A 25425-nucleotide genomic window follows, 5' to 3' on the forward strand; every position below is an offset into this window, starting at 1 on the left:
TTTGGGATTTGACATTGTAATAATCCTTAGATGCCGGATTCATCCTTGCTCTTGCAGCATTGATACTGGTACTGGGAATCGTGCGTAGGCTTGCGATCAGGTATTCTCCGGAGGAACTGCATGATCTTGTACCATCATTTATGACCGGGAAGCAAAAAGGAAATGGTGAAAGCACATAAGGGGATTTTGTCAAGCTGAGTCAGCGTATTATAACGCCCTTCCCGACCCTGTGTACGGTATGTCAGGACAATGGCACTGAGGGTCGGCCCGATCCCTCCCAGTGCGAACAGACCGACCACCTCACAATCAACGAGTATCAAACCCTGCTCAGAGCAGTTGAGGTGAAGTATGATGGAATGGAAAGGAAAGGAAGGCTCTCAGGAACCTTCAGATTAAGGAAAGGAACAAACTCCTCTTGCAGATGATGTGGGTTACAGGAGGAAGGATTAGCGATGTTCTGAGTATCAGGACTGAGGATATTGATTTCAACAAACTGACAATCCGCTTCTATGTGAAAAATAGGAGGATTTGGCATACATTGAGTATTGATTCGGATATTGCATTGATTATTTCCAATTATATCAGGACATGGAAGGGTTGAAGGCGTGCTTTTCAAGGGCTTTGGCAAGGACGAGAAGGTGATTACGAGGCAGTATGTCAATAGGATGCTTGAAGAGTACTCGGAAATTGCAGGAATAAGGAAGATTCATCCACACTTTTTCAGGCATGGATTGGCGACGTATTTGCTGTCACAAGGTGTTCCTATGGAAGTTATTTCGTTCAGGTTGAATCATAGCAGTACGATGACTACTGCGAAGTATTGTGCGAGGATTACACCGGATATTGAAAGAGACTTTATTAAGCAGCATGTGGGGAGTTTGATGGGGTGATGGAAAATAGCTACAGTAGAAGGAGCATCTGTTTGACATTTCCGATTTTGAAGGAATAGGAGGTTCGGATTCCTCCCCCCATATTTATTGGTGGATACAATAACAAAGCCGATGTTGGAGGACTCGCATTCGAATGATTTGCTTTTGATTTCCAGTGGAAATGTGGGCAGTCACAACATATTAAAATATTAAAAAGTTTATATATGTTTAAAAATCCATTCCGAATATCCGGAATGAAAACTTATTCTTCCTCAGAGGGTGTTTCGATCTCAACTATCTCGGCATCCATAGCATTGTTCTTGACAGACTCTATACCATTCAAGCAGCCTGCTTTGGTCGAATAGCCCTGACCTGTTGCTATGATTTCTCCATTCCTTGCTTTGAGCCTGAACCTGTATTTTCCACTCTTGTCAGTATATATCTCAAACTTTGACATATTCTCACCCCTTTCAGTAAAATAATCTATTAACAATGTGTTACACAGCAGCATAACACCGATTATTGACTTCTATTAAATTCTTATGCGGGTTTGACCTAAATACTTTTCGTTCGGAAAGCCTTTGTTCGTAATCTCCCTCGACGAAAACTTCGATGGCGACATAAAAGTTATACAAAAAACTGACAATTCCGACCTCGAAACAAGAGTAGCTTCACTGGAACAACAGCTAAAATCGCTATCAGAAACCCATGCGACTGCCGGGATTCGAACCCGGGTTCTAAGCTTGGGAAGCTCCTCGAAAACGAGGTCAGTTGACTCATTTAACTCGTCAAAAATGGTTTCTGTTGGAGTTCCTAAAATTGATTACACATCTATAAAAATAGATTTTGAAAAATGGGTGTACAATAGAATTGGTGAACCCACTGCAAAATCATATATCAGATATTTAGATCGATATCTGAAAGGCGTAGTGATAGAAAATATAGAGGATTTAATTAACATTTCAACCACTGTTAACAAAGGTTGGAATTCCTTTGCTAAAAGCATAAGAAATCTCATTAATTATTCTATAGAAAAACGTTTGATATCAAAAGAATGGGGCATCGAATTAAAGGAAGTACTTAAAATCAAGAAAAATGGAACCGATACCTTCGTACCAAAAGACGAAACGGTTAGGGCTGTTTTAGATAAATGCGACAAAGAAGAAATGAAGTTACTTATGCAACTCATCTACTATAGTGGAATCAGAATTATAGAAGCAATCAAAATATTAACTGAATTTGACGATAAAAAATTACACTATGAAGAAGGTGTTGCATATTATGATCTTGATTGGGAACGCGGCAACAAAAAGGCCTTCAAAGCATTTATGCCTACAGATTTTGCAGGGCAATTGATGAAGGTAAACATAAATGAAGGTTATGCGAGAAGATACATTCGGGAAAGAGGACTTCCACTTAAATACGGACGAAATTTTTTCATAGATAAATGTGTAAAAGCAGGGATCCAAGAATCTCTGATTAAATACATGGTTGGACATTCTAATGGTTCTGTTTTGATGACAAATTATTTGGATAAGTTAAATAATTCGACTTTAAATTATAAAAAAGTCATTCCTTCTTTAATGGAAATCATAGCTATATGAATTTAAAAATACTGGATACAGGGCTGTGCAGCTACTACTGTTGGAAGCGCTCATTATCTAAATAAAGTGCAGCAGGCAAAAGATGAGTACAGGAGGATTATGGGGAAGTTTTCGATATGATTCATGTGTGATGTTCACAGTTTCCAAAGATTGAACACATGGAACAGTTGGAACACTTCTCATGTATACAGTGTGATGCATGGTATTTGCAAGTACAGTGTATTATTATCAAAAAATGATTTTAATAGAAAGGTAAAAGCGTACCATGTATTCTACTTCTCTGTATCTCTAGAAAGTGTTCCATGTGTACCAACCGTTCCATTTATGATTCCCTCTGCTGGGGAAGAAGATGGGGTTCTCTAAAGGTACTCTCCATTACATGAAGCAAAATACAAAGACTGATAAGCCGTTTGCTCTCAATGCTCATGTGAAGGAGAGGCTTGGAGTTGGCAGGAGTACGTTTTAGGGCATTAAAAAAAGGATAAGAAAAAGTAGAAATTTGATTTTGAATACTCGTGCTGTGAAGAGGTTGGTATGATTGTATAAAATGTAAATGTCACTAACATTAATCACATCGTACATCTTGAAAAGCCACATCACAAGTAGAACAAAAAGATTAATAGCTAGGTAAGCAGAGAGTACTCAAAAGAAAAATGTAAGTCCGAGGTATATGAATAACTTAAGTTTTTTTGTTTTCATATCATTAGATCCATTATATTTCTTCAAACAGTTTATCAGCTGCAGAACTTCGCGTTCCCGTGAGCTTTTTAAATTCTTTTGTTTTTTCAATATTCCATTGTAGCTTTTTTGTATCAGTATCGGCAATGAAGCAGCCATCGACTTGAACACCTGGATTGATTAAGCAAATTAAATTCTCACTGTCAAGGTGATTGTCATTTTCGTTATAGACAATTTCTAAACGAAATCTTGCAAGCATAAAAAGCAGAGGTGGACTCTCATTTTGTGCCATTTTAATAGTAAATCGATCAGTTCCATTTGGCTCAACAACCTGTGAAACATTACACTTTAAAATGCCAGGATTGCTTCCAAACATAACATCATACTCCCATGTAACTGGTTGCATTGAGTATTGTATTTCTCTGAATTCAATAGGAACAAATACATCTGATACGACAAACCGAACTGATTTTATGTAAGCCGGTTCATCGCCAACATTTCTTATTTTTATGTCTAACTTTGCATATTCGTCCGTTGATTCATCAAAATCTACTGATACAAGTTCGAGTTTAGAAGGTTGCTTTTTTGAGTTGGCAATCGTTACCCTATGATTGGAACCTGAAAGTGTCACTACTGTCCCACTTATATCTGCTGCCGCCGTTGTAGCGGAAGATTTCGTTTTTTGCATTTCAAGTTCAGTAGATTTCTTCTTATAAATGCCTATAGCAGCAGCTAAAACTGTACCAAAAGTTAAAATTATTGCAACTATTATATCTGTTTCCATAAGTCTGTAATGTTGTAGTGTCTTGGAACGAATCCATCAATCTATTGTTTTGTGATTATCAGTATAAGTTTAATGGGATAACAATATAGATAAAACTAATTGTTATGTTGAAATATTTAGAGAGAGAGTTTAGCTGATTTCATACAAGGCCGCGCACCTGCAACTGTTGGATGTGCCCATTATCTCAACAAAGTACAGCAGGCAAAAGATGAGTACAGGAGGATCATGGGGGACTTTTCAATATAATCGAATTTTGGATCTTAGGATTCATTCTCGTAGGAGGTTGTGAATTCGAATCGCACCTCTTGCACTCATATTATTAATTTCTACAAAAGTGCCTCACGTTTGTCATTAGACGTCTGAGGGCTTTGGTGATGCAGATGGTGTACGAAGTCTTAATCACGACATTGGGCACCTAGGTCAGTGTTCGGACGATGGATGTTAATTGTTGTCTACGGTTCCATCATTTTATTACAAGGAAAGCTAAGGATTAATTTATCCTCGCATCTGAAGAAGTATGATCAGCTCGATGATACGATCGTTGACCACTACTTGACAGGGATGGCATTATGTAGTCGTTGGATAAGGCATACTGTTAACTGAGATTCGTCTGACATCTGATTTTAATGTTCATCTCATGTTAAGTAGGAAGGTTGAGATACATGATGAAAATGAGTTTATTTTTGAGTTCTTCTTTTTAATTAAACATTTTGTTGTTTAATATAATTTAGTAAAGTTAATATTGTCGTATAGCCTTTTAACCAATGATTTTAATGGAATGGTTAAAAAGCTTGAATTGTCACTCTCTCTTTAAAAATTAATCTCGAGGTAATTTATATGATGGAAGAACTTCAAGATATCAAATCTCACCATTGCGGAAACGGTTTCAGAAAGGTTGACCTACATGTTCATTCTCCGGCTTCTAAAGATGGGGGTTGGGGAGATATAAATGAATATGAATTCTTAAAATATTTTGAAGATAAAGATTTTGAAATGATAGCTGTTACGGACCATAATAGTGGGCAGTGGATTGATAAACTAATAAGTGCAGCTAAAAATCAAAGGAAGAGAAATAATTGGAAAATTCGAATTATACCAGGTGTGGAAGTATCAACTGGAAATATTCATTTAACTGTACTATTCCCTGAAGACACTGATTCAAAAAAAGTTGGACATTTTTTATCTCAAATTAAAATAGTACCGGATAATTGGGGGAATCCAGAACCTATTTCCGAATTAAGTCCTTCTTCTGTATGCGATATAGCCCATAATGAACCTTTTAATGGAATAGTGGTTGGAGCGCACTGTAAATCCGATAAAGGAGTAATTGGGGGTTTAACTGGCCAAGATCGATTAAAAACACTTGAAAAAATTGATATTTTAGAATTAAATGCTGATTCTGAATCACCAGAGAAAACCATTGAATACGTAAGAAAAAACCTTAAATTTACAGATATTCCGTTTATCTTTTCATCTGATTCGCATAAACCTGATGACATTTGTTCGAAAACTTGTTGGCTTAAGATGGATGAATGTAATTTCACAGGAATACAACAGCTTGTTTTTGAACCTAATCTACGATGTTCTTATCTAACCCCTACAGAGCCTTCATTTCTGCATTTAACAGGTATTTCAATAATGGGAGGGCTTTATTCAGGTGAACAAATTTCACTAAATCCCAACTTAAATGTCATTATTGGTGGGCGTGGGGCCGGTAAATCCGCATTGATCGACTTAATTCGATTCACCTTTGGATTTGAGCCCAAGTTAATGGAAGATGAAAAATTATTCATTGATCGAATTACTAGCTTTCTTAACATAGGTGATAAAGTCAAAGTTTTCCTTTGCTTTAGTGGCAAAGAATATATTATTCAAAGAACCATGGACTTTTCAGAGAGTGGTCCAAAAAGTAAATTAGTTAGAAAACTAGATTCTGAACCCCAAATTTTTGAAGTAACTCCTATTGAGCCTTTGCGTATAGAAAAGTCCCCAATTGAATTATTTCCAATTGAAATTTTTGCCCAAGGGGAAGTGTTCGGCTTAACAAAAAGAGTTGATGAACAAAGGAAATTGATAGATGAGTATATCGGGACAAAGCCATACATCAAAGAAGAAGAAGCTATATTGTCGAAATTAAAGACAAATTCCGAATCAATTATTAAAACTCAAACAACATTAAATGGAGAAATTACAAAAGCTTCTAACGAGGAAGAAATTGTAAAACGTATTTCGGAACTTGTAAAACATACAGAAGATGACATTTTTTTACACCAAGATAAATGGGAAGATGAGAAGAGATTCTTTGATTTATCTGAACAAAGAGAAAAAGAGATTTGCGAATTATCTAAAAATATTATTTATGAGTTGAATTCACTCCCCAACCTTCCTAGTCAAACCCCCAACAATGATGATATTAAACAATATTCTCTATTATTCAATTCTCTGAAAGACTCTATTAAAGACATGGAAGAAACATTACACAAATCTTTGGTGGAAGAGGTAATTAAGCTAACAAAAATTAGAGATGATTGGAAAATAAAATATGATGGTGAATACGACAAGTTGGCCGAAAAATTAAAAGAACTCGGAGTGACTGATAGAGCCGTTATTTTTAAGGAATTACAAGAAAAGAAAATGGATTTGAAAATTATTACTGAAGAAATAAAACCGAAGATTGAAAAACTGGGAGGGATAATTCAAGAGCATAAAAAGAATAGAGATGAGCTAATCCAAAAACTTGATCAAAATAGAAGTGCCCTCAGTAAAAAACGGTTAGAGTTGGCTAATAATTTCAATGATCAATTAGAAAATAGAGTTAAAATATCTATCGATGTTGCATCCGATCCTGATCAATTTATTATGAAATTGAATGAAATATATGATGGATCAGGGATAAAAAATCGAGATAGATTGTGGGCAAATTTAATTGACAATAAGATTACTCCCATGAAGTTAGCTGATTTAATTTTATTGAAAGACAATGCAGCTATAGAAGCTTTGGGGATTACATCGGATGCAACTTCTAAATTAATTCAATATCCAGAATTAGAACAGTTATATGAAATTCAAACCATAAAGATGGAAGATGTCCCAAAAATTTGTCTTAAAAAAGAAGGAGAATATGATTTTACTCCTTTAAACGAACTTTCATTCGGAGAGAAATGCAGTGCCATATTGTCAATTGTTATGTTAAACAAGGAGAAACCATTAATTATTGATCAACCTGAAGATGAAATTGATCATGCCTTCATAATTGAAAATATTGTTGAGACTATACGCAAAATAAAACATAATCGTCAGCTCATAATTTCAACTCATAATCCAAATATTCCTGTAATTGGAGATGCCGAATTAGTGATAAAAGTAAAAAAGATACCAAGAAAAAATACCTGTACTGTTGAAAGAGCTAGGGGTTTAGAAGATAAAGAAATAATGAAACATTTAAAAGTACTTGAAGGTGGTCCTGAAGCTTTCCAAAAACGTAGTCAAAAATATGGTATAAAAGTCAAGATTTAATTTTTTTTGATCACAATTGATTAAAAACTGAATTGAATTGAATTTAAAAATCTCAACGTCATAATAAAGGAAGGAGTCAACGAGAGCCTCGCAGACTTCATCCAAGGACGGGGTTCTATGACCGTTGGAAGTGCTCATTATCTAAATAAAGTGCAGCAGGCAAAAGATGAGTACAGGAGGATTATGGGGGACTTTTCGATATGATTCATGTATGGTATTCACAGTTTCCAAAGCTTGAACACTTGGATCAGTTGGAACACTTCTTATGTATGGGGTATGATGCAGTGCATTCACCAGTACAATGTATTATTATCAAAAAATGATATTAATATAAAGGTAAAAGTGTACCATGCATTCTACTTTACTGTACATCTAGTAAGTGTTCCATGCGTACCAACTGTTCTATTTTTATTGTCTATTACTGAAAGTGTATCTAGCTTCATTCAAGATCGCTCGGCCACAACTGTTGATAATGCACATTTGGTCAGTGTATAAGTCTTCGTACCTACTTTGACAATCAGGAGTATGATGGAGTTGCCTTTGATGAGTGGTTTCTCGGATAGAAGAGTAGATTGAATTTGTGACATACATGAAGCTGTCACACCGGGATATAACAAGGAAAGTTGAAATATCGAAAAGCTTATCATTAAAAATACAGTTGTCTATTCTAAGATGTTTTCAATGTATATTTGATGTGAAGTAGGAGAGGGTTTTCATCCCATGCGAAAAATGTGGCCACGTATTGCTCGTAGGTAAAAGAATAGATGATACGGCATTATGGTGCCCCAGATGTGAAGGTATAGAATTACTGAGCAAAAGTGAATCGTTAAGTGATAGTGGAAAAACCCTATCAGAAAAGTCAGTTAAGAAAAACAAATTGTTTAAATCATATACTCAGAAATCAATAATTGGTTCTTTGTGTGCTACTTTAGAAGTAGCGACAATGTTGGTAACTAATCTCCGACATATCTGCTCAACAAGCTATGCCATTAAAGATGTGCTATCTAAAAATTCAAATAACTTTGGTCATAAAAAAATTAGTTATGAAGACCTTCAAGAATTACTTCACATTTATGAGTTTGAATTCCAAGAACTGTTTGTTAACCATTCTTTAATACAAGACGATTATGTAGTTGGTATAAAAATACCTAAAAACAAAATATCAGAATATGCAATGAATGAACATGATTTGCAGCAGCAAAAAGAAATTGCTGTAGGTAGATTCACCGAAGATTGGAACTTTAATAGACTTGTAGCTATTAGAAATGGTCTATACTCAGATAGAGAAATAATGCTGGAAGAAGGTGGCCCAAAGCAATGGTCACAAAAACCATTTTGGAATAGTGATCTAAACCGGTTTAGATATGGCTTCCAATTTGCAGCAGGCACTTCTAAGTTGTCAACAGGCCTAAAATCAAATGTTCAGTTCATTGGCGAAATTGAGCATATAGCTAGTATTTTTTCACATCTTTTTGTTCCTGAATTAATAAGTAAAAGTGAAAATTCGGGAAACATAATACCAACAACTAAAAATCAAATACTTAATTCGCTATCAGAAATTGATTATAATCAAGATGAAACTTATGATAAATTAGTGAACATAGAATTTCCATTGATTGTCGAAGTCGAAAACTTATGTTTTGTACTTCCTAATACATGCAAATATTATCTTCAATTATTATATTCACAAAAATATGACAATGAACTTATTCTAGAAAAAACAAATTTGGGGACTCAATTTGAAGAACTTGTTTTTATGTCTCTTAATTTATTTGGATATGACGTGAATAACCCAAACGACAACAATCCTTTACTTAATTTTGATGTTGTTGATGAAAACGATACAATAAATGGAAAAACACGTAGTTTTGAATTAGATGTAGCTGGATTCAATGAAAAAAAATCTGTAATAGTTGAATGTAAGCATTGGGATATTGGATATAACTTCTTTAAGAGAAGATCAATTGAAAAAAGAAAGAGAGAATTACAAAAACAATTAGAAAAATTCCACCATAAAATTGAATTACTAAAAGTAGATGGCAATTACAATTTTTTAACTGAAGACAAAACTATAGATGCTTATATGGTGACGCTACATCCCGAGCCAATAAACGAATATAAGGGTATAAAGGTAATACCTTTCACACAATTTAACTCCGAAAGATTTTGTGAACATTCTGACGATAGACCAATGCAAGAGATAAAGCTCAAAAAAGGAAACGTTATTACAACGAGAAAATATCAAGACGGTAAGATTCTAAGTGGAGTGGACTATACAAAGATGATTATGAATCCTTACGGATTAAATAAAATTTGCCTCGAGCCGGAAAATGAGTTGAAATCGCATGTGTTCATCGGAGATGGAGTGGTTAACCAGTTAGATGAAGACGAGTTGACAATAATCCCACCAGATGGCATAAAAGTGATAATCGATTTAATTGAAGCTGATATCCCATACCTAAAATCGAAAAAGATAAAAAAAGGGAAAAAGGTTAGATATCAAATTTATACCAAGGACCCCCTTTTTGGAAGCTATTACTTGCGGTTTATAAAAAGGTTCAAGTGATTATATTCTCTAAAACTCTGAACCTCCATCCCCTGCTTTTTATTTCTGGATTACATTTTCTCTTTTAACTTTTCTTTTGTCCGTTCTTCAGTTGCCATATGCTCAACTGCTTTTTCAATTGCATCTGTGTGATTCTTTGCTGCACCAACATTTACAAGATAGACGAGGTTGTCAATTGTGCGATTGGTCAGCCTATATGACTTGGAGGGTGGAGCTTTTGGGTTGTCAGTTTTCGGACTCATGTATATACTACTGTATATACCAACAGGGTTAAACGTTTGCAATACAGTAGTATATACTAGAGAGTTACAGGGAATTGTTAATATGACAACAAGAGCAAGATGGATTTGCCTAAACTGTGGAAAGACTGTCTACTACCCTTCAGTAGACGAGGAAACAAGAAATGTGATATGTACACATTGCAGGAAGCCTGAACTCGTTGAAGTGCCAGCCGAACAGCTTGCAGCAATGGGGCTGGCATAATGTACATCCCTGTTACAACTTGTGATAATCTGCTTGTGTATGTCAACTTCAAGTTTGGACTGGCTATAAAGGACGATCGGCTCACTCTTCATATATTGGAGAAAAAACTTGTCGCAAATGCTTAATTTTATGGGGATTTTCTGTTGCTTTTGTCGTTTTCCTATAGAAATTAGGCGACAATTCCAGGAGACAAATGCGACAAGTGGAAAGCGACATTAAAACGAAAAAATAAGGGCAGCAATCAAATTTTATCAAATATCTAAGGTTATCTGCCCAAACCGCTGCTGGCGTTTAATTGCGTCCAGTGTTTCGTCTTTTGCCTTTACTTTAATACCTATTCTCGTTCGTCCTGATGCAGATGGTTCAGTGGTCAGGGTGAAGTGTATGGGGAAATACTTCAGTACATCTGCTTTGATGTTGTGTCCTGGGCATATCAGCTGAACATTGTTCTTTTCAAGGATTGAACCGATTGCTTCCCATAGATATGAACCACTGGTGGATCCAAACGGATTGTCAATGATCATCATCTTGGACGTGTTCATATCTTTTCGGTCGATGACAATATCCCTGATATATGACATCAGTACGACAAGGAATACGATGAATATCGCATTTGTTTGTCCGTCAGATGCTTCGATCTGTTCCCATCTTAAGAATCTCTGTATACCATTCTGATCGATCTTTCGCATTTCCATCTGGATGGCCTTCATATCCAATACCCTGTTTAGCAGGAGTGCTGGGGTTAAGCAATCAACCAGTTTCATCTTATCGATCTTGTTGTCTTCGATGTCACGTATCAGGTCTCTGATATAATGTTGCATCTCCAATTCAGCCTGTTCATCTGCATATTCGCATTTGTTAAAGTTTATTCGAATCATGTCATGGGTTTCGTCCTTGAACTTGATCCTTGATAACATGGGGAACTTCTTGATGTGGTCTTTATACATCTTTGCGATTCCCAATGCCTGATCCACAACATTTTCTTCGATGTTCTTGAGTGCATCGATCTGTTCCTGCTGGTCCTCCATCCTCTTGAGAAGTATACTTGAGTATTTCTCGAGGGCATTTGCATTGAATTTTGCATCTTCGAGAGTATTTGCAACAGACAGCCTGTCTCGGATAGGGGTTTTGAAATATTCTCCCATATCGATGTTACCGATATTGGTCATGACCTTGTCTTTAGTGCGTCTGAACCTATCCTTATTCTGTTCGACGTTGGAATGTCTGCTCGTTAACAATGACATTAGTTCACTGTGGTCTTTGAGCTCGACATGTGTGTCTATGGTGGTAGTGGTAATGTGATATTGATTGCACAATATCTCATAGTTCTGAAGACTGAACTCGAGATGTTCAAGCTTTTCAGAGTTTGACTGGTGTAATGCTTCAATACCAGTGATTTTTTCGACCAGACGGTTGAGTTCTATCTGTTTAGTGTTAATATCACCACGGAACTGGGTTTCGTCCATAAGACTGGGATCTGGTACGTATGCTTCAGGTACACGTGCATTGTACTTGCTTACCATCGAATTGAACGTTGCTTTGAGGAGTGCCTGTTTTTCACGTGCTTCCGATAGTTTTCCTTCCGCTGTTTTGAGTGTTTCCTTTATATTTTCGATCTGTGTTCCCAGATCACGGATGTACTCTTCACTGAATGGTTGACTGCGACCACCTGCTTTGATTTCCTCGATGGTTATTTTATCGCGGTTTATTTCATTATACAGACTATTGACGAATCCCCTGTTCTTCTGGATGTTTTCCTGTAATTGTGTGACATTGCCAGCCACTTCTTTGATTATATTTTTTGCAGATCCATACTCTGCCCATAGTATAGAGGTGTCTCTTTCATCCAGTATTTCAACATCCATCGTCTTGAAATCGTTGAGCTCTCCATTTATGTCAGATTCAAGTTTATCTTTCTGCCTGGAAAGTGATGTAACTGCTTCCTCTTTTTCACTGATTTTCACTCTTATTTGGTTATTCTCGTTCTTCGTGCTGGTCAGTAGTTCTGAAAGCTCCTTGATCCGTGTGGTATTTTCATCAATACTTGTCTGCAGTTCACCGATCTTTTCGATTATCTGTATCAATTCGGTAAGTGCTGTAAGTTTTTCACCGAATGTAACCAGCTTGTTCTTTGTATCGGATAGTTCCGTCCTTGTTTGTTCAAGGGTTCTGTTATTGTCCTTGATCCTACCAGCTATCTCCGATAGAATGGTGGTATATTCATCCAGATTTGCCTGGTGTTGTTCAAGCTGGTTATGCAGTTCTGCTTCGCGTCCTTCTGGATACTGTTCAGTGAAGGTTTTCAGTGTACCCCAATCACGTTTTGTAACAGTGAGCGAACTTTCCTGTTTCGTGATCTCCTGTTCGACTTTCTGTATATCCGAATGGATGCGTTTTATTGTATTGTCCTTATCCAGTATCCTGATATAATGTTCAGTGTCTCTGGATGGTACGAACACATCACCAAGAGAGATCTTCTCATTTTTCTGGAGGCTCGATAAACTAACGAGTATTATGGATGAATCCATTATTGCCTTGGTCAATCTGCCTGTTGGGTTAGCGAGGACATGACTGAAATTATCGTTTGTCAAGATGATTGCTTTTGGTAACCATGGTGCTTGTTCTAACACTATCTCTTGCTTGTCGACCGAGAGGTCTTTCAGATATTCGGCACCACTTTTAGCAAATCCGAACTTGTCCGTGAGCCATATAAGTGCATTCTCGAAATCCTCTGTTAACACGAAACCATATTCTTCGACGGTACGTAGCTCATGTTGCAATTGCCCGAGACCACGCTTGCTTGATGATATGCTATCGAATGTCGATGCTATTTCGGCATCCAGTTCATAAAGACATGTGCCAATGTCCATGCTCTTACGTACATTGACAATATCTATGGCAATTGATTGTTGTGTTTCGAACTTTGATATCTCACCGTTCGTTTGCTTGATCTGGTCGTTTACGTTGTTTACCTTTTCCGTAAACTTGCTATCCTCTGCTGTATCTTTTGCAATGGAGGATCGGAGTTCATCGATCGTTTCGTTTAATGTGGTCTCCCTGTTTCTCAGGGTTTCCAGATGAGCATTTGTAGCATTGAGCTCATCTTCTGGTATCATCAGACCATTGTTAAGCTGTGGATATGTCTGACATCTATTGACCAGTTCGGTTTCAGCTGAATGTGCCTTGTCGATTTCAATGTTCAATTTGGCAAGCGTATCATTAGTGTTTCCTATGTCATTATCTATTCCACCAATCTTCCTCTGGAGTTCCTGGGACTCATTGTTGAGTTCCTCTTTTGCCGATTTCTCGTTTTCGTATTGTATCGTTACGTCGGCGAGTTCTTCGGACAAGACCGAATGCAGCGTCTTCCCGTATGTATTGAATGTACTGAATACGGTCTCATTGTCCTTGCTTATGTTATCAATGGTGCTTTGGTATTCCCGTATCTCTGTTTCGTACTTCTGAATATCAATGAACTTGTTTGTAGCAATCGCCAGCTTTGATGTATGCTCCAGACCACCCAATGTAGTTTCAATGCTGCCTTTTTCTGTTTCCAGATGGGATATGTTGCTTACACCTTTGTTTACTACTGCATTCTGTTGCATTACCTTCAGCTTGCTGATGTCAATATCAACTGCTTCTTGTTGTCCCCTTGCATCGTTTAGCCTGATCTCAATGTCCTGAATAAGATTCTTTTTGTCAACAACAGCTGATTTATGTGCAGTGTATTGTACTGCTGTCTGGTGTTTGGTATCCTCGAGTTCTGTATGTGCATTAATAAGCCTGCCATTTGCATCAGTGAGCTTCAGTATCTCGGCATGGTATGCATGTGTTTCCTGCATATTCTCCAGTTCATCATTGAGACGTTTGATGTCTTCCTGTGATTGAATCAACGTATCTGCAAGCAGCTCACTGTTTGTTTCATCATGTTCATGTCCACCGATTGCCCGTTTATCGTTCAAACACTCGATCGTGGTGTTGAGCAATAGTTTCTCGATCACGGTCCTTGATGTGCCATATGATTTCTTGAAGTGTGTTCTCAACTGGTTCTCACTTTCGTTTATGGATCCCATCAACCTGCCTTCGGCTCCGAGTATGCAGTATTTCTTGATCTGTTGTTGGTACTCACCCTTACCGTTCATCCTGCCGACCCAGATGTCATACTCATCACGATTTTCATGTAGCATTTTTCTCGTATCACTGAGCGACTTGGTGACGAACGTATTCCCGTCCATGTGGCAGAGTGGTATCCTGAGAATGTCCATATCATTGCTACTATCGTAGAGGTGTGTGTAGTTGAAATATTCCACACCGTCGATGGTGTCATTTTCATCTGAACTGGTTTTCTTTTTAGCACAGAATCCTGTCAGCAATGTTTTGTGTGGAGATAGTCCGCTGTCAAGTTCCCATTCAATGAGAACGTGGGTTGTCCTGTTTGGCTCACCACCTTTAAACATTAATTTGAACGGCTTGTCTGCATTGAGTGTGTAGTTTGGGATGATACATTGCATTATCAGCATCACGAGTACAGATTTACCACCACCGTTACCGAGTAGATATGTTGCACTAAGTCCATTCAACGGCATTACAAAATCCTGGTACATCTGTGTGCCGTTGTTGTATTGAGCATTGATTATTCTGACATTTTTAATCCTCGGCATTCGTATCATCTCCACCATACGTTAGGTTTTCAATAAACTCCAGTATATCGAGCTGGACCTCGGTATTGTTATACGCATCCGAAACCATCGCTTTGAAACGGTCCATTGGATAAACCGCGCCAGCGTTGAGATCTATAAGCTGATGTTTTTTCATGAACTTCAGTGTCTCGTATATCAATCCAACCTTTGTACTAATACCACTCTTTTTTTCCTGACCCGTTTCTATATCCACATCAGCTTTGAGTAAACTATCCCATAGATCTTTCACTTCTTTGAAGTTGAACTTATACTCCTTGCTGATCCCGTCGATGTCCTCGAAATCCGCCAATGACTTTATTTTTGCATCTACCGTATCCGTGAGATATGTGATAGGTAGGTTGCGTCGGGGAGAATCATACATCGATTCCGTGTAGAATTCTCCTACCATAACATGCATGATAAAGAATGCAGTGTACATATGGGCATTCTTACCACCACGGAACATGTCGTTCTTTATTTCTTCGTTTGTCATCCCGAATACCTTATTGCCAATACCTGGACTCAGGAAGATTGCATCTCCTCGTCCACATACGTATAACCCGAACTTTTCGGCACAGAAATCGAGTGCTTCCCGTATATCGCTTTCTCTTTCGTATTGCATGAAGTGGTTAGGGTAATCTTTCTTTTCGATCACACCATCCGTTAACATACAGTACATCATTTCAAGAGCAATTCCCAGGTGTTCTTTATCATAGTTCATTTGATCACTCCAGCCATAACGTCATGTTGGAAATCTGGATCCTACTGTCATCCTCGATTATATTCAGTGAATTGTCTGGGTCAGGTTGGATACATAGTCTGGTATACGGTAAATCCAATTTCTGATGTGCCCATATCAGAGTATTGCCCATTAAACTACGGGTTTCTATATCAGATCGATTGATCCTGTCGAAGTTAAATCTGGTGATATATGCTTCAGTTTTGTCACTGCTGCTTACATATTCGTCTTCATCGTGTTCATGGTTATTCAGGGATAGCAGGAATGGTATCAGATCAATGTTCCTGACAGCTTCATGGTTGTATGTGGTATCGACCATTTCAATGAACGTTTCCAGTGTTGTCTGATTTGAATTGATATTGATGCAATTCAGTAGTGCATATGCATATGTTTTAAAATTGCTTACCAGCGTTGCATCATATTGGTCACCAGAAATGATGATACCAGTCCAATCTTCTTCCTGTCTGGTCTCTGTGATATTTTCCTTCTTGTGGCTGATAACCTGCGGTTCAAATGCTTTGAATAGACTGAAGAACTTTGGGACATTGGGTTTTAGCATTGGCTGCAGGCTGATGATATGTGCATCATTTGGTCTATTGTTCTTGACATTGTTTTCCAGTACTTCCTTGAAATGCCATTTTTTATCGAACAATGAATTGACCTTGATCTGACAGATCTTCTCGTATTCCTGTGGGAGATCGGTATAGTCTTTAAGCAGGCTTGAATGTAAGTTGTATCCACGCTCGAGTTCGGTTGATATTTGTTTAAGGATTATGAAATCTTTCTCATCGATACGGGTACTGGAATTTGAAAAATCATATTGCCCGTCCGTGAATTCCATCAGGGTGATCCTTACCTGATTGAATAGTTCTTTTTCTTGCTGCAATTGGCTGAATATACCTTGGGTAAACACGGTGAAATCATCGGTGATGTCCGATGCATTATACATCATCTTGTCAAGCAGATGTTGTTTCATCTCCTTTTTGCGAATAACATCAAGATTGAGTTCCATGACCGTGTTCAATGCTGTTACAAATGACCTGTTCTTGATCTGCTGTTTGAATAAGAGTAGGCTAACGGATATCTTTGATTCTTCGGGCAGTTCCTTGGTACTGAGCATGAAACTAAGTCCAGCATTACTAATGTCGTATCCTTTGCTTTTTACGTTGTATTCGATCAAGTAGACATATTGTGGATCTTCTTTATTATGGATAGGATCCACATGTTTGAAACAATATGATTTCCCGTGCCTGTCAGTTTCAAGCAGTTTTAATATTGTCTGTGTAACTTCCCTGCTGTCAAGCTCAAGGTCTGGGCAAATATGCTTCAATACCAGTTTGATATATTCCTCGATCTCATCTATCATGACCGATCTGCCCATGAGCTTTCCTTTCTTTATCAGTAATGATAGGACCTCAATTGCGAGATATGGTGCATCATAGTTGAGCTTGTTCTTTGAGGTATATGCATATATCCTGAAGAATGGGTAATAGTTGCTCAAATGCCCGAATCGTTCATTGGTATCCTGGTATTGCTTAATGTATTCCGATTCCATTTAACCTCACCATATCCGTTTTGTTGATGACTTCCTGTGGTAGATACCGTTCCGAATAGACAATGTCCTTAATTACCATACCTGTTTCAGTATCGAATGTAGCAATGAACTGCGATACTGAAGTATCGTCCACTTTCTGTGGTTTTCGTAGCTTCCGTGCATCAGCTGGATTGACCTTGTTTATCATGTAACTGTACAATGATACTGCAGGAATGATGTTGTAATCTGGGAATGTGCTTTTCAGACGATGGTAAATGGATATCCCTACTGGATCAATGTCACCGAAATAATAATAGTTGTCATCCAGTTTACCATGTATACTCTGTATGAACTCGAACTTTCGTGTGATTGCATTTCCTTCCCCATAGATCAGGAGATGTACGTCAGGTAGCTGACCTTCCATGACCGCATCCATGAAAGTGTTGAATGTATCCTGGTTCTCCACGATGAGAACGTTTCTTTTTTCGGTCAGGTTGTGGTATCCGCTTGTTGCCAGATAGAAAAATGGCTCAAATGTTCGTTTTGCCTTGATGTCTTCTAATGTAAGTCTACCGAGCTTTTTCAGTATATCTGCACCATCAATGGATGCATCGGCTGGATACATGATGGCCTTCTCATCTCCGAATATCAAATACGACCTTTCATTTGCAGTGAGTATCTCGGAATCGTTGTCAAACAGGATATCATTGATCCTGTGTATGATGCCTTCCAATTCATAATATTCGGATGCGTGCTTTACGTAATAGCTCATGTTGAGTTTTGGGTGAAGGTCATTCAGCACGCTAGACGGGAGTATATCATCATCCGATTCAAAATAGTTGACATTGATGTAATATTTGCTCATGGCTCCACCGTATTGTGGAATAGATGATGAATTACCGAATGGTTTCACTGCTCCATCGTCAACAAGCTTTTGCATTGCCGCTGCAAAAGGTTTGGCAAGCGAAGAATCAGAATAAAGGTTGGTTCCAAGTGCCTTTAGTTCAGAAACGATGTACTTTGTTTCAATCGTTTTCTTCTTCTTCTTCTTGTGCTGCTCAATTATATTTCGAATCAGCGCTTCCATAATTTTGCCTCATTTTTATTTTGTAGGTATTATTCGGTAACTAATGCGCCACCATAAGATTTAACTTGAATTTGCCTTGTAGAAATACTCTATATTAATTAATACAACTATGTTTATTATATCGAAAGTGAAGAATGTTAATTTTTAAAGAATATACTCCAACATTATAAAAATATTATGCAATAATTAAGAATTCAACTACAAAATTATAAAGGAACTTATCTAAATTTTAAGTGTCTATTTATCCAGATGCTATTACCCTAGCTTACTGTTCAAAAGGCAAAATTCTAATTTAAAAATCAAAATTTCAAAGCGTACACTTTTTTCACGTTATATATATCCCCGAAAGATTGTGCGAGTGGTAAGATTCGAACCAGTGTATTGGAAAATTGAGGCCTTACTGCAACATACGCGTACTATCTTTTCAATTCTTATTAACATAGCAGAAAATACACAATGGATCTGTTTCTGCAAAGAAGTGGAATAGAAGTGCCTTATTTTAATTTGTAATCAACAATGTTCAAGTATCTGCCTGCTTTATCCTTAATCATTTGTCACAATAGTCACAGATGTCACAGTATAATATATTACAATTACATTTTTTGATTTGATAGATATAAAAACTCTATTATAATATATTATATTTTACCTGTGACAAATGCGACACCTGCGACCGCCTTTAATATTAATCTATAAATTTTTCCATTGCATTCAAATCAAAACGATAAACACTAGGACGGCATTTATCCCCATTTTCATCAAAATGAGTTGACTTATAGTCTTTTCTACCCTGATTTACACTCAAAATACCATCTTCAATCCATCTATCAATAGCACTTGAAATGTTCATGCCTTGATTCTTCATTGCAGCTTTTACAGCAGATGGAATTATGTCCAGATAGCCATCTTCTGTAATCCATCCATACTTCTTAGAAAATCTGTAATTTTCCACATTCTCATTAATGATGAAATAGCCTCGATTTTCTTCAACCCAGTCGTTTACAGCACGAAGAACTTTCACTGGGTAGGGTATAATTGGTTTTTCTTTTACAGTTTCATTAAAGAATGATTCAGTTAATTGCAAATTATCTTGCACTTCTATTCCTATTTCATCAAACACTTCTTCTAACAAGTCCCCGGCGACGGCAATCGCTGCAAAATTATTGCCCGCGCGGTTCATTGTGCCTGATTCATTATTTGTGAAATGCTCACGATAGTCCGCAAATTTTGAGATAAGCTCATCCTTATGGCTAAACACTTTTTTAGTATACAGGTCAGCGATATGGCCATAATTTCTTGAAATAGAATCTTCAACTTTCTCAACACTATCTGGCATATATGGCATGTTTTTTTGAATTTCAATGACTCGCACCTGCTGACCACCAAAACCATCTGCATCGGTAACAGGTTTTTCACCTGTCGTAAATGCAACAGTTTTCCATCGATCAAGCATCCGCACACCACCATCTTTTTTAGCTCGGCCTTTGCTGACTTCATTTGAAATTATGTATACCAACGCTTTCATGTTATCAGATGTCTGAGTACTAGTTTCATCAATGAACAGAGGTAAGTCCGAAAAAATACTTGCTACATGTTCCAGATAGGCCGCTGTTGAATTGCCTGCTAATTTTAGTGCATCTGGGTTTCCTAACATACTGAAGGCTACTTTGCTGCTTATCGTCTTTCCTGTGCTTGTGTCGCCTGTATGATCTACAAAGTAAGACTGTACACCTAATAACCTTAAAATGATCGAGGATGCTGCACAATAGCATTTAAATCGAGTGATGGGTTCAGCAATGATTTCCTCAACACCCTCCGCCCAATTATCGAGGGTACCTTTTTTTGCCAACCCCTTCACTTCTTCATTGTTAATCTGTACAACTGAACCGCCAGAGTCCTTGCAATAATATCGATTTCCAAGTACAAACATTTCATTCTGATATTTCCAGCCATTTTTCTGCACAAAGGTGATGCATGGTAGATCCTCTGCATTACTGTGTATTGATTCAGCGAAGTATTCGCAGAGATCTGCAGCTTTCTTTTCAGTTACATTAATGCCTTTATTTGCTAAAGTCAATAATGGACTTCTTTTGGTTAGATCTTCCTGCTTAACATACTCCTCTCTAAGTTTTCCAAGTGGATCTTTGAAAGTTATTCGATACCAGAACTCATCTTTATCTATATCATTTCCAATTGCAGAAACGACTACAGGCGTACGGCAGATGAGTGTGTTGGCTTTTGGACTTTCATTACAAAAATAAAGGCCGTTACCATCAATCCTATATTTATTAGGCAGTGCAATTCCATTCCATATGTTTCTGGAATTTACATATTCAATGGCTTTCCGGATTGTAATAGATAAATAATCTTCTCGATCCCATTTTGCCCTCTTAAGCCCGGATTTCCTGGCGAGACGGTCAATCTGGCTTTCATCTTGGGTTCGATAAGCCAGGATGCCGCACAGAGCTATATCGGCCTGGCTTTGAGATTCGTAATATTGTTCCCAATTTCCTTTAAATAATTCGATGAACTTTTCTCGGTTTGCAGCATTTCTGCATCTTGAAATTATTTCATCATCTTCAATTGTGCTGCTGATGGGGTCCGAATCAATGGAGGGGTCATCTGTTTGTTTATAGCCAATTTTCGCCTGTATAGAATCAAATGATTCATTAGTGTCATTTATTTCATCAGGTATGCCATCAATGATATTTCCGGTTACGGTAAAAAATCTCTTGCTGTCGTAAATTTCGCGAGTCTCTGATTTGTTTTTACCATTTTGATCTCTTTCTCCTCTGACGATTGCATGTGCACCTGTACCACTGGGAGAAATCTCTGCATAAGTATCGAGTTGCTGGATTTCCTTCAACACTTCTGGATCCCAAAAGCCAGATGAATTATCCCTTACATGATCCCAGTCAATACCAACAAATGGGTCGGAATCTGAGAATACAAATCCCAATCCTGAATATGTCTCAGGGAACTTAGTATACGTTGCGTATGTATCTTCAAAAGTCGACCATGTTGATGGATTCATGGGATTTGCTTTGTATCCTTTAGTTGTGTATGGTACTTTTGTTGTTTTCTTGTCGGTACTAGTTTCTAGTTTCCACAAGACCCATTGATTACAATCTTTGAGTTCTTGTGGAATATTTTCAAAATTGATTTCTTTCATAATAACTTTTCCTTATATTTTTTAAAGTTGGGTCTTGCCAAAAGCAAAGCTCATGCTTCTGATTCATATTAACAAATCTTGAGTTCCACGAATAGTAACGAGAACCGCCCTTCTTAAAATGATGAACCTTATCTAGAATGAGGGGGGTTTAATTTAATAACACTAATTCAATAAGTAGAGCCATTTTTTTGGCAAATGCCTCAAATTGCTTAAGTGGATAGAAAGATCAATTCACTTAAGCAATTTGAGGACTTTTGTTTTATGAGCAATGCATTCTTGCTCTTAATCGATACAGTGTTTTTTTGTTACTGTAAGTCCACCCGTAACCCGTTGCCAAGCGGCTTCTGCCTTCTAGTAGTCAATTTATCCTTCAGGCAGATTAAGGCGTCTCACACACTGTCGCATGTCTCTCAACATGACGCCAGAACTATAGTCAGTGTTGTCTTCACTGACACCTGCAACTTCGCAAGTTCGCACGGATTGAAGGGCAATAGCATGGCTATGAAATACCTACTGTTTCCAGAATGTCAGCGGAATTTCCGCCAGCACTTTCAGCATTTCTGCTACTGATACAATCCTCCCTCGCTGCATCTTAACCATGCAGGATTTAAGAAAGAGGTGTTGCGATCGATCATTGATCAACCACAAGGGCAGCCGCACAAAGAAACAAAAAGGAACACGCGACCACACAAAACACCTCACTATAGGGGCTGAAAGAGCGACTCGCATATATGTGTGTTGATTAAAACGGTATCAATAGAGGTTATATTAATTTCAAATTTGTGGCGAAAGCTATATATCTGCAAGAAGTATATAATAATGGTTGTACAACTATTGTATCTTTCAATATACTGAGGCGCTAAGTAATGAAATCTATAGGTAAATTCAAAGTTATAAAGCATAAACCAAAAGCAAATGTTGTGTACCCAATGATTAGGTTGCCGCAATCTTATGCAAATATTACTGGTGATGTTGCACACGTTTTTGAAATTGAAAACAACGGAAAACCTTTATTTTTGATATCTTTGGACGAAAACTTCGATGAAAACGTAGTTGTACAACCAACTACCCAATCCGACCTCGAAAAAAGAGTAGCTTCACTAGAACAACAACTAAAATCGCTATCAGAAACCCATGCGACTGCCGGGATTCGAACCCGGGTTCTAAGCTTGGGAAGCTCAGGTCATAGCCTCTAAACCACAGCCGCACACTGTACTATCTTTCTTTATTCTTTTTAGATTATAGCTGTTTTGGTTTGCTGGTGGCGATTTGTGGGGTGTTGTGACTGGCGGTTAAGTGAAAAAAGAAGAAGAAAAGAAAGAAAAGAGAAAGTGAGGCTACCCTCACTCGTATTTCTGGATGATCTCGTCGAAAGAATCTATGATGTAGGAGAGCTTTTCCCTGCCGACACCGAAGGTGCTGAGCTTGAAGAATTTGGTGAGGCCGGCCTTGATGCCGTGGATGTTCCTGCTCTTGAGCTCTTTGTAGAGGAAGTATCTGCCTTTCTTGACCCTTGTGGAGATCTCATAGAGGTTGGGGGCCTCGAAGAACATCAGGTCGTGGTTGTGGGGCTTCTCTCCCATCTGGATCAGGCCGAGGTTTTCGAGCTTTTCGGAGAACCAGCGAGCATCTGCAACCTCGTTGTCCCAGTTGCGGGTTCGTTTGACGACCTCGGGGAAAGATCCTATCATGGTCATCAGGGTAGCGCTGCGGGCGGTGCAGCCCAGAAGCTCTATTTCCTTGTTCTTGTTTGTCGGGGATTTCCTGAACACTGTCTCGGCATAGTCTCCGTTGACACCGAGGACTCCGATAGGTCCGCAGCTTGCCATTGACTTGTGTCCGCTTCCTACAATGAAGTCCACGCCCAGCTCTTTGGCGTTTACCGGCATCCTTCCCACGGAATATGCACAGTTGAGGAGCAGAGGGACGCCGTACTCGTGGCAGATTGATGCGATCTTTTTAGCATCTGCAAGGTTTCCGTAACTGCCGTCGGGGTATGTCAGGAGTGCCAGTGCCGGGGCCTTGCCGGTCTCACTGATGGTTTCCTCGATGGTGGTGCCGTAGCCTTCAGGATCGATGTAGTAGTCCGGGCGCTCGGTGTGTGGCACCTTTCTGATCTCCATGCCGACACGCTGTGCAGCGACCACTGAGGAGTAGTGTGCAAGGCCGTCCATGACCACCGTGTCGCCTTCCTATCCCACCGAATGCATCACAGCGAACTTTGACTCACGAGCGCCGTGGGTGACCCGTGCTTCGTCCACTCCCAGGAACTCCGGGAGGGCGCTGTGCACAAAGTCCTGCACCGGTGGTTTCTTGATAAGGTCAAGGACGCCTCCGCAGTTATCACAGATGGAATAACCATCTCCCCATTCGACCAGTGCGCGTCTGGCATCCTCTGTAAGTATTCCTCCGGTCTGCAGGGGGTCGATATTGATCAAACCCTTGGCCGGGCGTTCGATAAATCCAAATTTCTGTAATGATGCATCATCAAGTGTCATATATTCACATCAGGGTCAGGCTATTAATGCAGTAGTATTTTTTTGTAAAGTCTCAACTATTGCTGTAAGTTGCAAAAAGAAAAAAGGTTCATTGAACAGCCTTGTTAAAGACTGAGATGAACTCGTCGCACTCTGTGATCAGTGTTGCAACAGCATCTTTGACAACAGCTATAGGATCAGCGTTCTCTGTCTTGATGAACAGGATCGGTTCACTGATCGTAACGTGTTTCATGTCATATGATGCCGTATGGACACGTTCGTCTTCAAGAAGAATGATCTTGAGCATGTTCAGGAGGGTATGACTTTCTCCTGCGATCTCAAGTTTCATTTCATCTTCTGATTTCTCTAAGATCTTAAGTTCCATTAAATGATCTCCTGCAATTATGTGATCTGATCAAATTACACCTGTGCCATAGCCTGAAGACAACTTGCGTGATTCAATATGTCCGCACTCAGGGCACTTCAGTTTATTATCATCGACCTTAAGTGTGGTGCCACAATTGGCACATCGTGCGGTCATTACTCCAAGCTCATCTCCGGCAGTGGTCATCCTCATGTTCTCAGTATTGATGATCTTTGCCTTAACAACATCTGAAACGGAGAACTCCTGTGACATTTCCTTCACGTATGATTCCTTCACATTGGACACGTGGATCGCAGCGATGCCCGGATTGATGAACTCTCGGTCATCATTTCCTTTGATCCCGCCGATCTGGACAAGTGCCATGGAGTCGCGCACGTTCATGACCGTTCCGACGATAATATCTCCTCTGCTAATGGTTGGAGGTGTGCTTGTGGTTGGCTTGACAGAGATCTTCCTGCGTTTCTTGTTGACCATTACATGTCCGGTAGCAAGTGAGTGGATATCTCCCCTGACCGTAAATGTGTTGTCTCCGCCTTCGAACTCTTCTGTAGTACCGATAAGGTCTCCCGGCAGTACAAAGGTCTTCTCTTCAGGAGATATGTGTTCAAGTTCCTCAATTTCAGGCTCTGCTTCTGGTTCCGGTTTAGGTCTGGATCTGCCCCTGTTGTCTTTCCTGGAGTCTCTGCTGTCCTTCCTGGATCCTCTGTTGTCCCTTCTGGAATCTCGGTTGTCTTTCCTGGGGGCGCTGTCTCTCTTAGGAGCCCTGCTCTTTTCCCTGTCCCCGGTCTTTTTCTCTGCCACTTCTACCTTTTCGCTGGCAGCCTTTACTGTTTCTTCTTCGACCTTGGTCTC

At 38.8% G+C, this 25425-nt stretch carries 18 protein-coding genes, 1 tRNA gene and 2 pseudogenes; 8 read left to right on the forward strand and 13 right to left on the reverse strand.

What is annotated here, in order from left to right:
• Positions 1 to 134 precede the first annotated feature (134 nt).
• Entirely contained in the window at positions 135 to 320 is a 186-nt protein-coding gene (locus BMX02_RS11720) for a hypothetical protein (protein WP_177165233.1), read from the reverse strand.
• Positions 321 to 391: 71 nt separating this feature from the next.
• Between BMX02_RS11720 and BMX02_RS12325 the strand changes: the two genes are divergently transcribed.
• Together BMX02_RS12325 and BMX02_RS12205 are read left to right on the forward strand one after the other, a co-directional pair.
• Positions 392 to 601: a tyrosine-type recombinase/integrase gene (locus BMX02_RS12325; protein WP_394328875.1), complete on the forward strand. Its 210-nt coding sequence runs from the start codon at positions 392 to 394 to the stop codon at positions 599 to 601.
• 4 nt (positions 602 to 605) lie between these two features.
• Positions 606 to 890, forward strand: a complete 285-nt coding sequence (locus tag BMX02_RS12205; protein ID WP_210409172.1) for a tyrosine-type recombinase/integrase — start codon at positions 606 to 608, stop codon at positions 888 to 890.
• Between the two features lie 241 nt (positions 891 to 1131).
• Here the strand turns inward: BMX02_RS12205 and BMX02_RS00640 are convergent, their stop codons facing one another.
• Positions 1132 to 1326, reverse strand: coding sequence for a YegP family protein (locus BMX02_RS00640; protein WP_091688150.1), 195 nt, complete (start codon positions 1324 to 1326; stop codon positions 1132 to 1134).
• A gap of 124 nt (positions 1327 to 1450) precedes the next feature.
• Here BMX02_RS00640 and BMX02_RS00645 point away from each other — a divergent pair, with 124 nt between their 5' ends.
• Positions 1451 to 2473 (forward strand): integrase, encoded by a 1023-nt coding sequence (locus tag BMX02_RS00645; RefSeq protein ID WP_091688152.1) that lies wholly within the window; start codon positions 1451 to 1453, stop codon positions 2471 to 2473.
• Positions 2474 to 3185: 712 nt separating this feature from the next.
• On the opposite strand, the gene BMX02_RS00650 is transcribed toward BMX02_RS00645, so the two are convergent.
• Positions 3186 to 3935: a hypothetical protein gene (locus tag BMX02_RS00650; RefSeq protein WP_091688154.1), complete on the reverse strand. Its 750-nt coding sequence runs from the start codon at positions 3933 to 3935 to the stop codon at positions 3186 to 3188.
• 135 nt (positions 3936 to 4070) lie between these two features.
• Between BMX02_RS00650 and BMX02_RS12330 the strand changes: the two are divergent.
• From BMX02_RS12330 to BMX02_RS00670, 4 genes and pseudogenes are all read left to right on the forward strand, one after another.
• Positions 4071 to 4181, forward strand: a pseudogene (locus BMX02_RS12330) (integrase); the annotation flags it as partial.
• Positions 4182 to 4772: 591 nt separating this feature from the next.
• Positions 4773 to 7451 carry a TrlF family AAA-like ATPase gene (locus BMX02_RS00660; RefSeq protein WP_091688155.1) on the forward strand — a complete coding sequence of 893 codons (2679 nt, stop codon included), beginning with the start codon at positions 4773 to 4775 and terminating at the stop codon, positions 7449 to 7451.
• Positions 7452 to 7514: 63 nt separating this feature from the next.
• A complete protein-coding gene (locus BMX02_RS12335) occupies positions 7515 to 7655 on the forward strand; it encodes an integrase (protein WP_394328876.1) in 141 nt (46 codons plus the stop codon).
• 538 nt (positions 7656 to 8193) lie between these two features.
• Positions 8194 to 10017 (forward strand): hypothetical protein, encoded by a 1824-nt coding sequence (locus BMX02_RS00670; RefSeq protein ID WP_091688159.1) that lies wholly within the window; start codon positions 8194 to 8196, stop codon positions 10015 to 10017.
• 50 nt (positions 10018 to 10067) lie between these two features.
• Here the strand turns inward: BMX02_RS00670 and BMX02_RS00675 are convergent, their stop codons facing one another.
• Entirely contained in the window at positions 10068 to 10259 is a 192-nt protein-coding gene (locus BMX02_RS00675; RefSeq protein WP_091688161.1) for a hypothetical protein, read from the reverse strand.
• Between the two features lie 82 nt (positions 10260 to 10341).
• Here BMX02_RS00675 and BMX02_RS11725 point away from each other — a divergent pair, with 82 nt between their 5' ends.
• A complete protein-coding gene (locus BMX02_RS11725; protein WP_167879295.1) occupies positions 10342 to 10500 on the forward strand; it encodes a hypothetical protein in 159 nt (52 codons plus the stop codon).
• 251 nt (positions 10501 to 10751) lie between these two features.
• Here BMX02_RS11725 and BMX02_RS00680 read toward each other — a convergent pair whose 3' ends face one another.
• The 9 genes and pseudogenes from BMX02_RS00680 to BMX02_RS00720 form a co-directional block, all read right to left on the reverse strand.
• A complete protein-coding gene (locus BMX02_RS00680; protein ID WP_091688163.1) occupies positions 10752 to 15161 on the reverse strand; it encodes a coiled-coil domain-containing protein in 4410 nt (1469 codons plus the stop codon).
• A complete protein-coding gene (locus BMX02_RS00685; protein ID WP_091688165.1) occupies positions 15148 to 15900 on the reverse strand; it encodes a DUF6063 family protein in 753 nt (250 codons plus the stop codon). Before BMX02_RS00685 ends, BMX02_RS00680 begins: the two co-directional genes overlap by 14 nt.
• 4 nt (positions 15901 to 15904) lie before the next feature.
• Positions 15905 to 17473, reverse strand: coding sequence for a hypothetical protein (locus BMX02_RS00690; RefSeq protein ID WP_091688167.1), 1569 nt, complete (start codon positions 17471 to 17473; stop codon positions 15905 to 15907).
• Positions 17454 to 18539, reverse strand: a complete 1086-nt coding sequence (locus BMX02_RS00695) for a Wadjet anti-phage system protein JetD domain-containing protein (protein WP_091688169.1) — start codon at positions 18537 to 18539, stop codon at positions 17454 to 17456. Before BMX02_RS00695 ends, BMX02_RS00690 begins: the two co-directional genes overlap by 20 nt.
• Positions 18540 to 19224: 685 nt before the next feature.
• A complete protein-coding gene (locus BMX02_RS00700) occupies positions 19225 to 21711 on the reverse strand; it encodes a phage NrS-1 polymerase family protein (protein ID WP_091688172.1) in 2487 nt (828 codons plus the stop codon).
• Positions 21712 to 22846: 1135 nt separating this feature from the next.
• A tRNA-Gly gene (locus BMX02_RS00705) sits at positions 22847 to 22918 on the reverse strand.
• 136 nt (positions 22919 to 23054) lie between these two features.
• Positions 23055 to 24209 (reverse strand): annotated as a pseudogene (pscS, locus tag BMX02_RS00710) (O-phospho-L-seryl-tRNA:Cys-tRNA synthase).
• A gap of 88 nt (positions 24210 to 24297) precedes the next feature.
• On the reverse strand, positions 24298 to 24573 hold the full coding sequence (locus BMX02_RS00715; RefSeq protein WP_091688174.1) for a DNA-directed RNA polymerase subunit L: 276 nt from the start codon (positions 24571 to 24573) through the stop codon (positions 24298 to 24300).
• A 30-nt stretch (positions 24574 to 24603) separates the two neighbouring features.
• A complete protein-coding gene (locus tag BMX02_RS00720; protein WP_244625088.1) occupies positions 24604 to 25374 on the reverse strand; it encodes an exosome complex RNA-binding protein Csl4 in 771 nt (256 codons plus the stop codon).
• Positions 25375 to 25425: the final 51 nt, after the last annotated feature.

The sequence above is a fragment of the Methanococcoides vulcani genome, assembly GCF_900111645.1.
Taxonomy (GTDB): domain Archaea; phylum Halobacteriota; class Methanosarcinia; order Methanosarcinales; family Methanosarcinaceae; genus Methanococcoides; species Methanococcoides vulcani.

Excerpts from the sequence above, each read along its gene's own strand:
- BMX02_RS00680 (WP_091688163.1), bottom strand. The coding sequence starts at position 15,161 with ATGCCGAGGATTAAAAATGTCAGAATAATCAATGCTCAATACAACAAC.
- BMX02_RS00715 (WP_091688174.1), bottom strand. The coding sequence starts at position 24,573 with ATGGAACTTAAGATCTTAGAGAAATCAGAAGATGAAATGAAACTTGAG.
- BMX02_RS11725 (WP_167879295.1), top strand. The coding sequence starts at position 10,342 with ATGACAACAAGAGCAAGATGGATTTGCCTAAACTGTGGAAAGACTGTC.
- BMX02_RS00640 (WP_091688150.1), bottom strand. The coding sequence starts at position 1,326 with ATGTCAAAGTTTGAGATATATACTGACAAGAGTGGAAAATACAGGTTC.
- BMX02_RS00675 (WP_091688161.1), bottom strand. The coding sequence starts at position 10,259 with ATGAGTCCGAAAACTGACAACCCAAAAGCTCCACCCTCCAAGTCATAT.
- BMX02_RS00660 (WP_091688155.1), top strand. The coding sequence starts at position 4,773 with ATGATGGAAGAACTTCAAGATATCAAATCTCACCATTGCGGAAACGGT.
- BMX02_RS00685 (WP_091688165.1), bottom strand. The coding sequence starts at position 15,900 with ATGAACTATGATAAAGAACACCTGGGAATTGCTCTTGAAATGATGTAC.
- BMX02_RS00690 (WP_091688167.1), bottom strand. The coding sequence starts at position 17,473 with ATGGAATCGGAATACATTAAGCAATACCAGGATACCAATGAACGATTC.
- BMX02_RS00695 (WP_091688169.1), bottom strand. The coding sequence starts at position 18,539 with ATGGAAGCGCTGATTCGAAATATAATTGAGCAGCACAAGAAGAAGAAG.
- BMX02_RS00700 (WP_091688172.1), bottom strand. The coding sequence starts at position 21,711 with ATGAAAGAAATCAATTTTGAAAATATTCCACAAGAACTCAAAGATTGT.
- BMX02_RS00650 (WP_091688154.1), bottom strand. The coding sequence starts at position 3,935 with ATGGAAACAGATATAATAGTTGCAATAATTTTAACTTTTGGTACAGTT.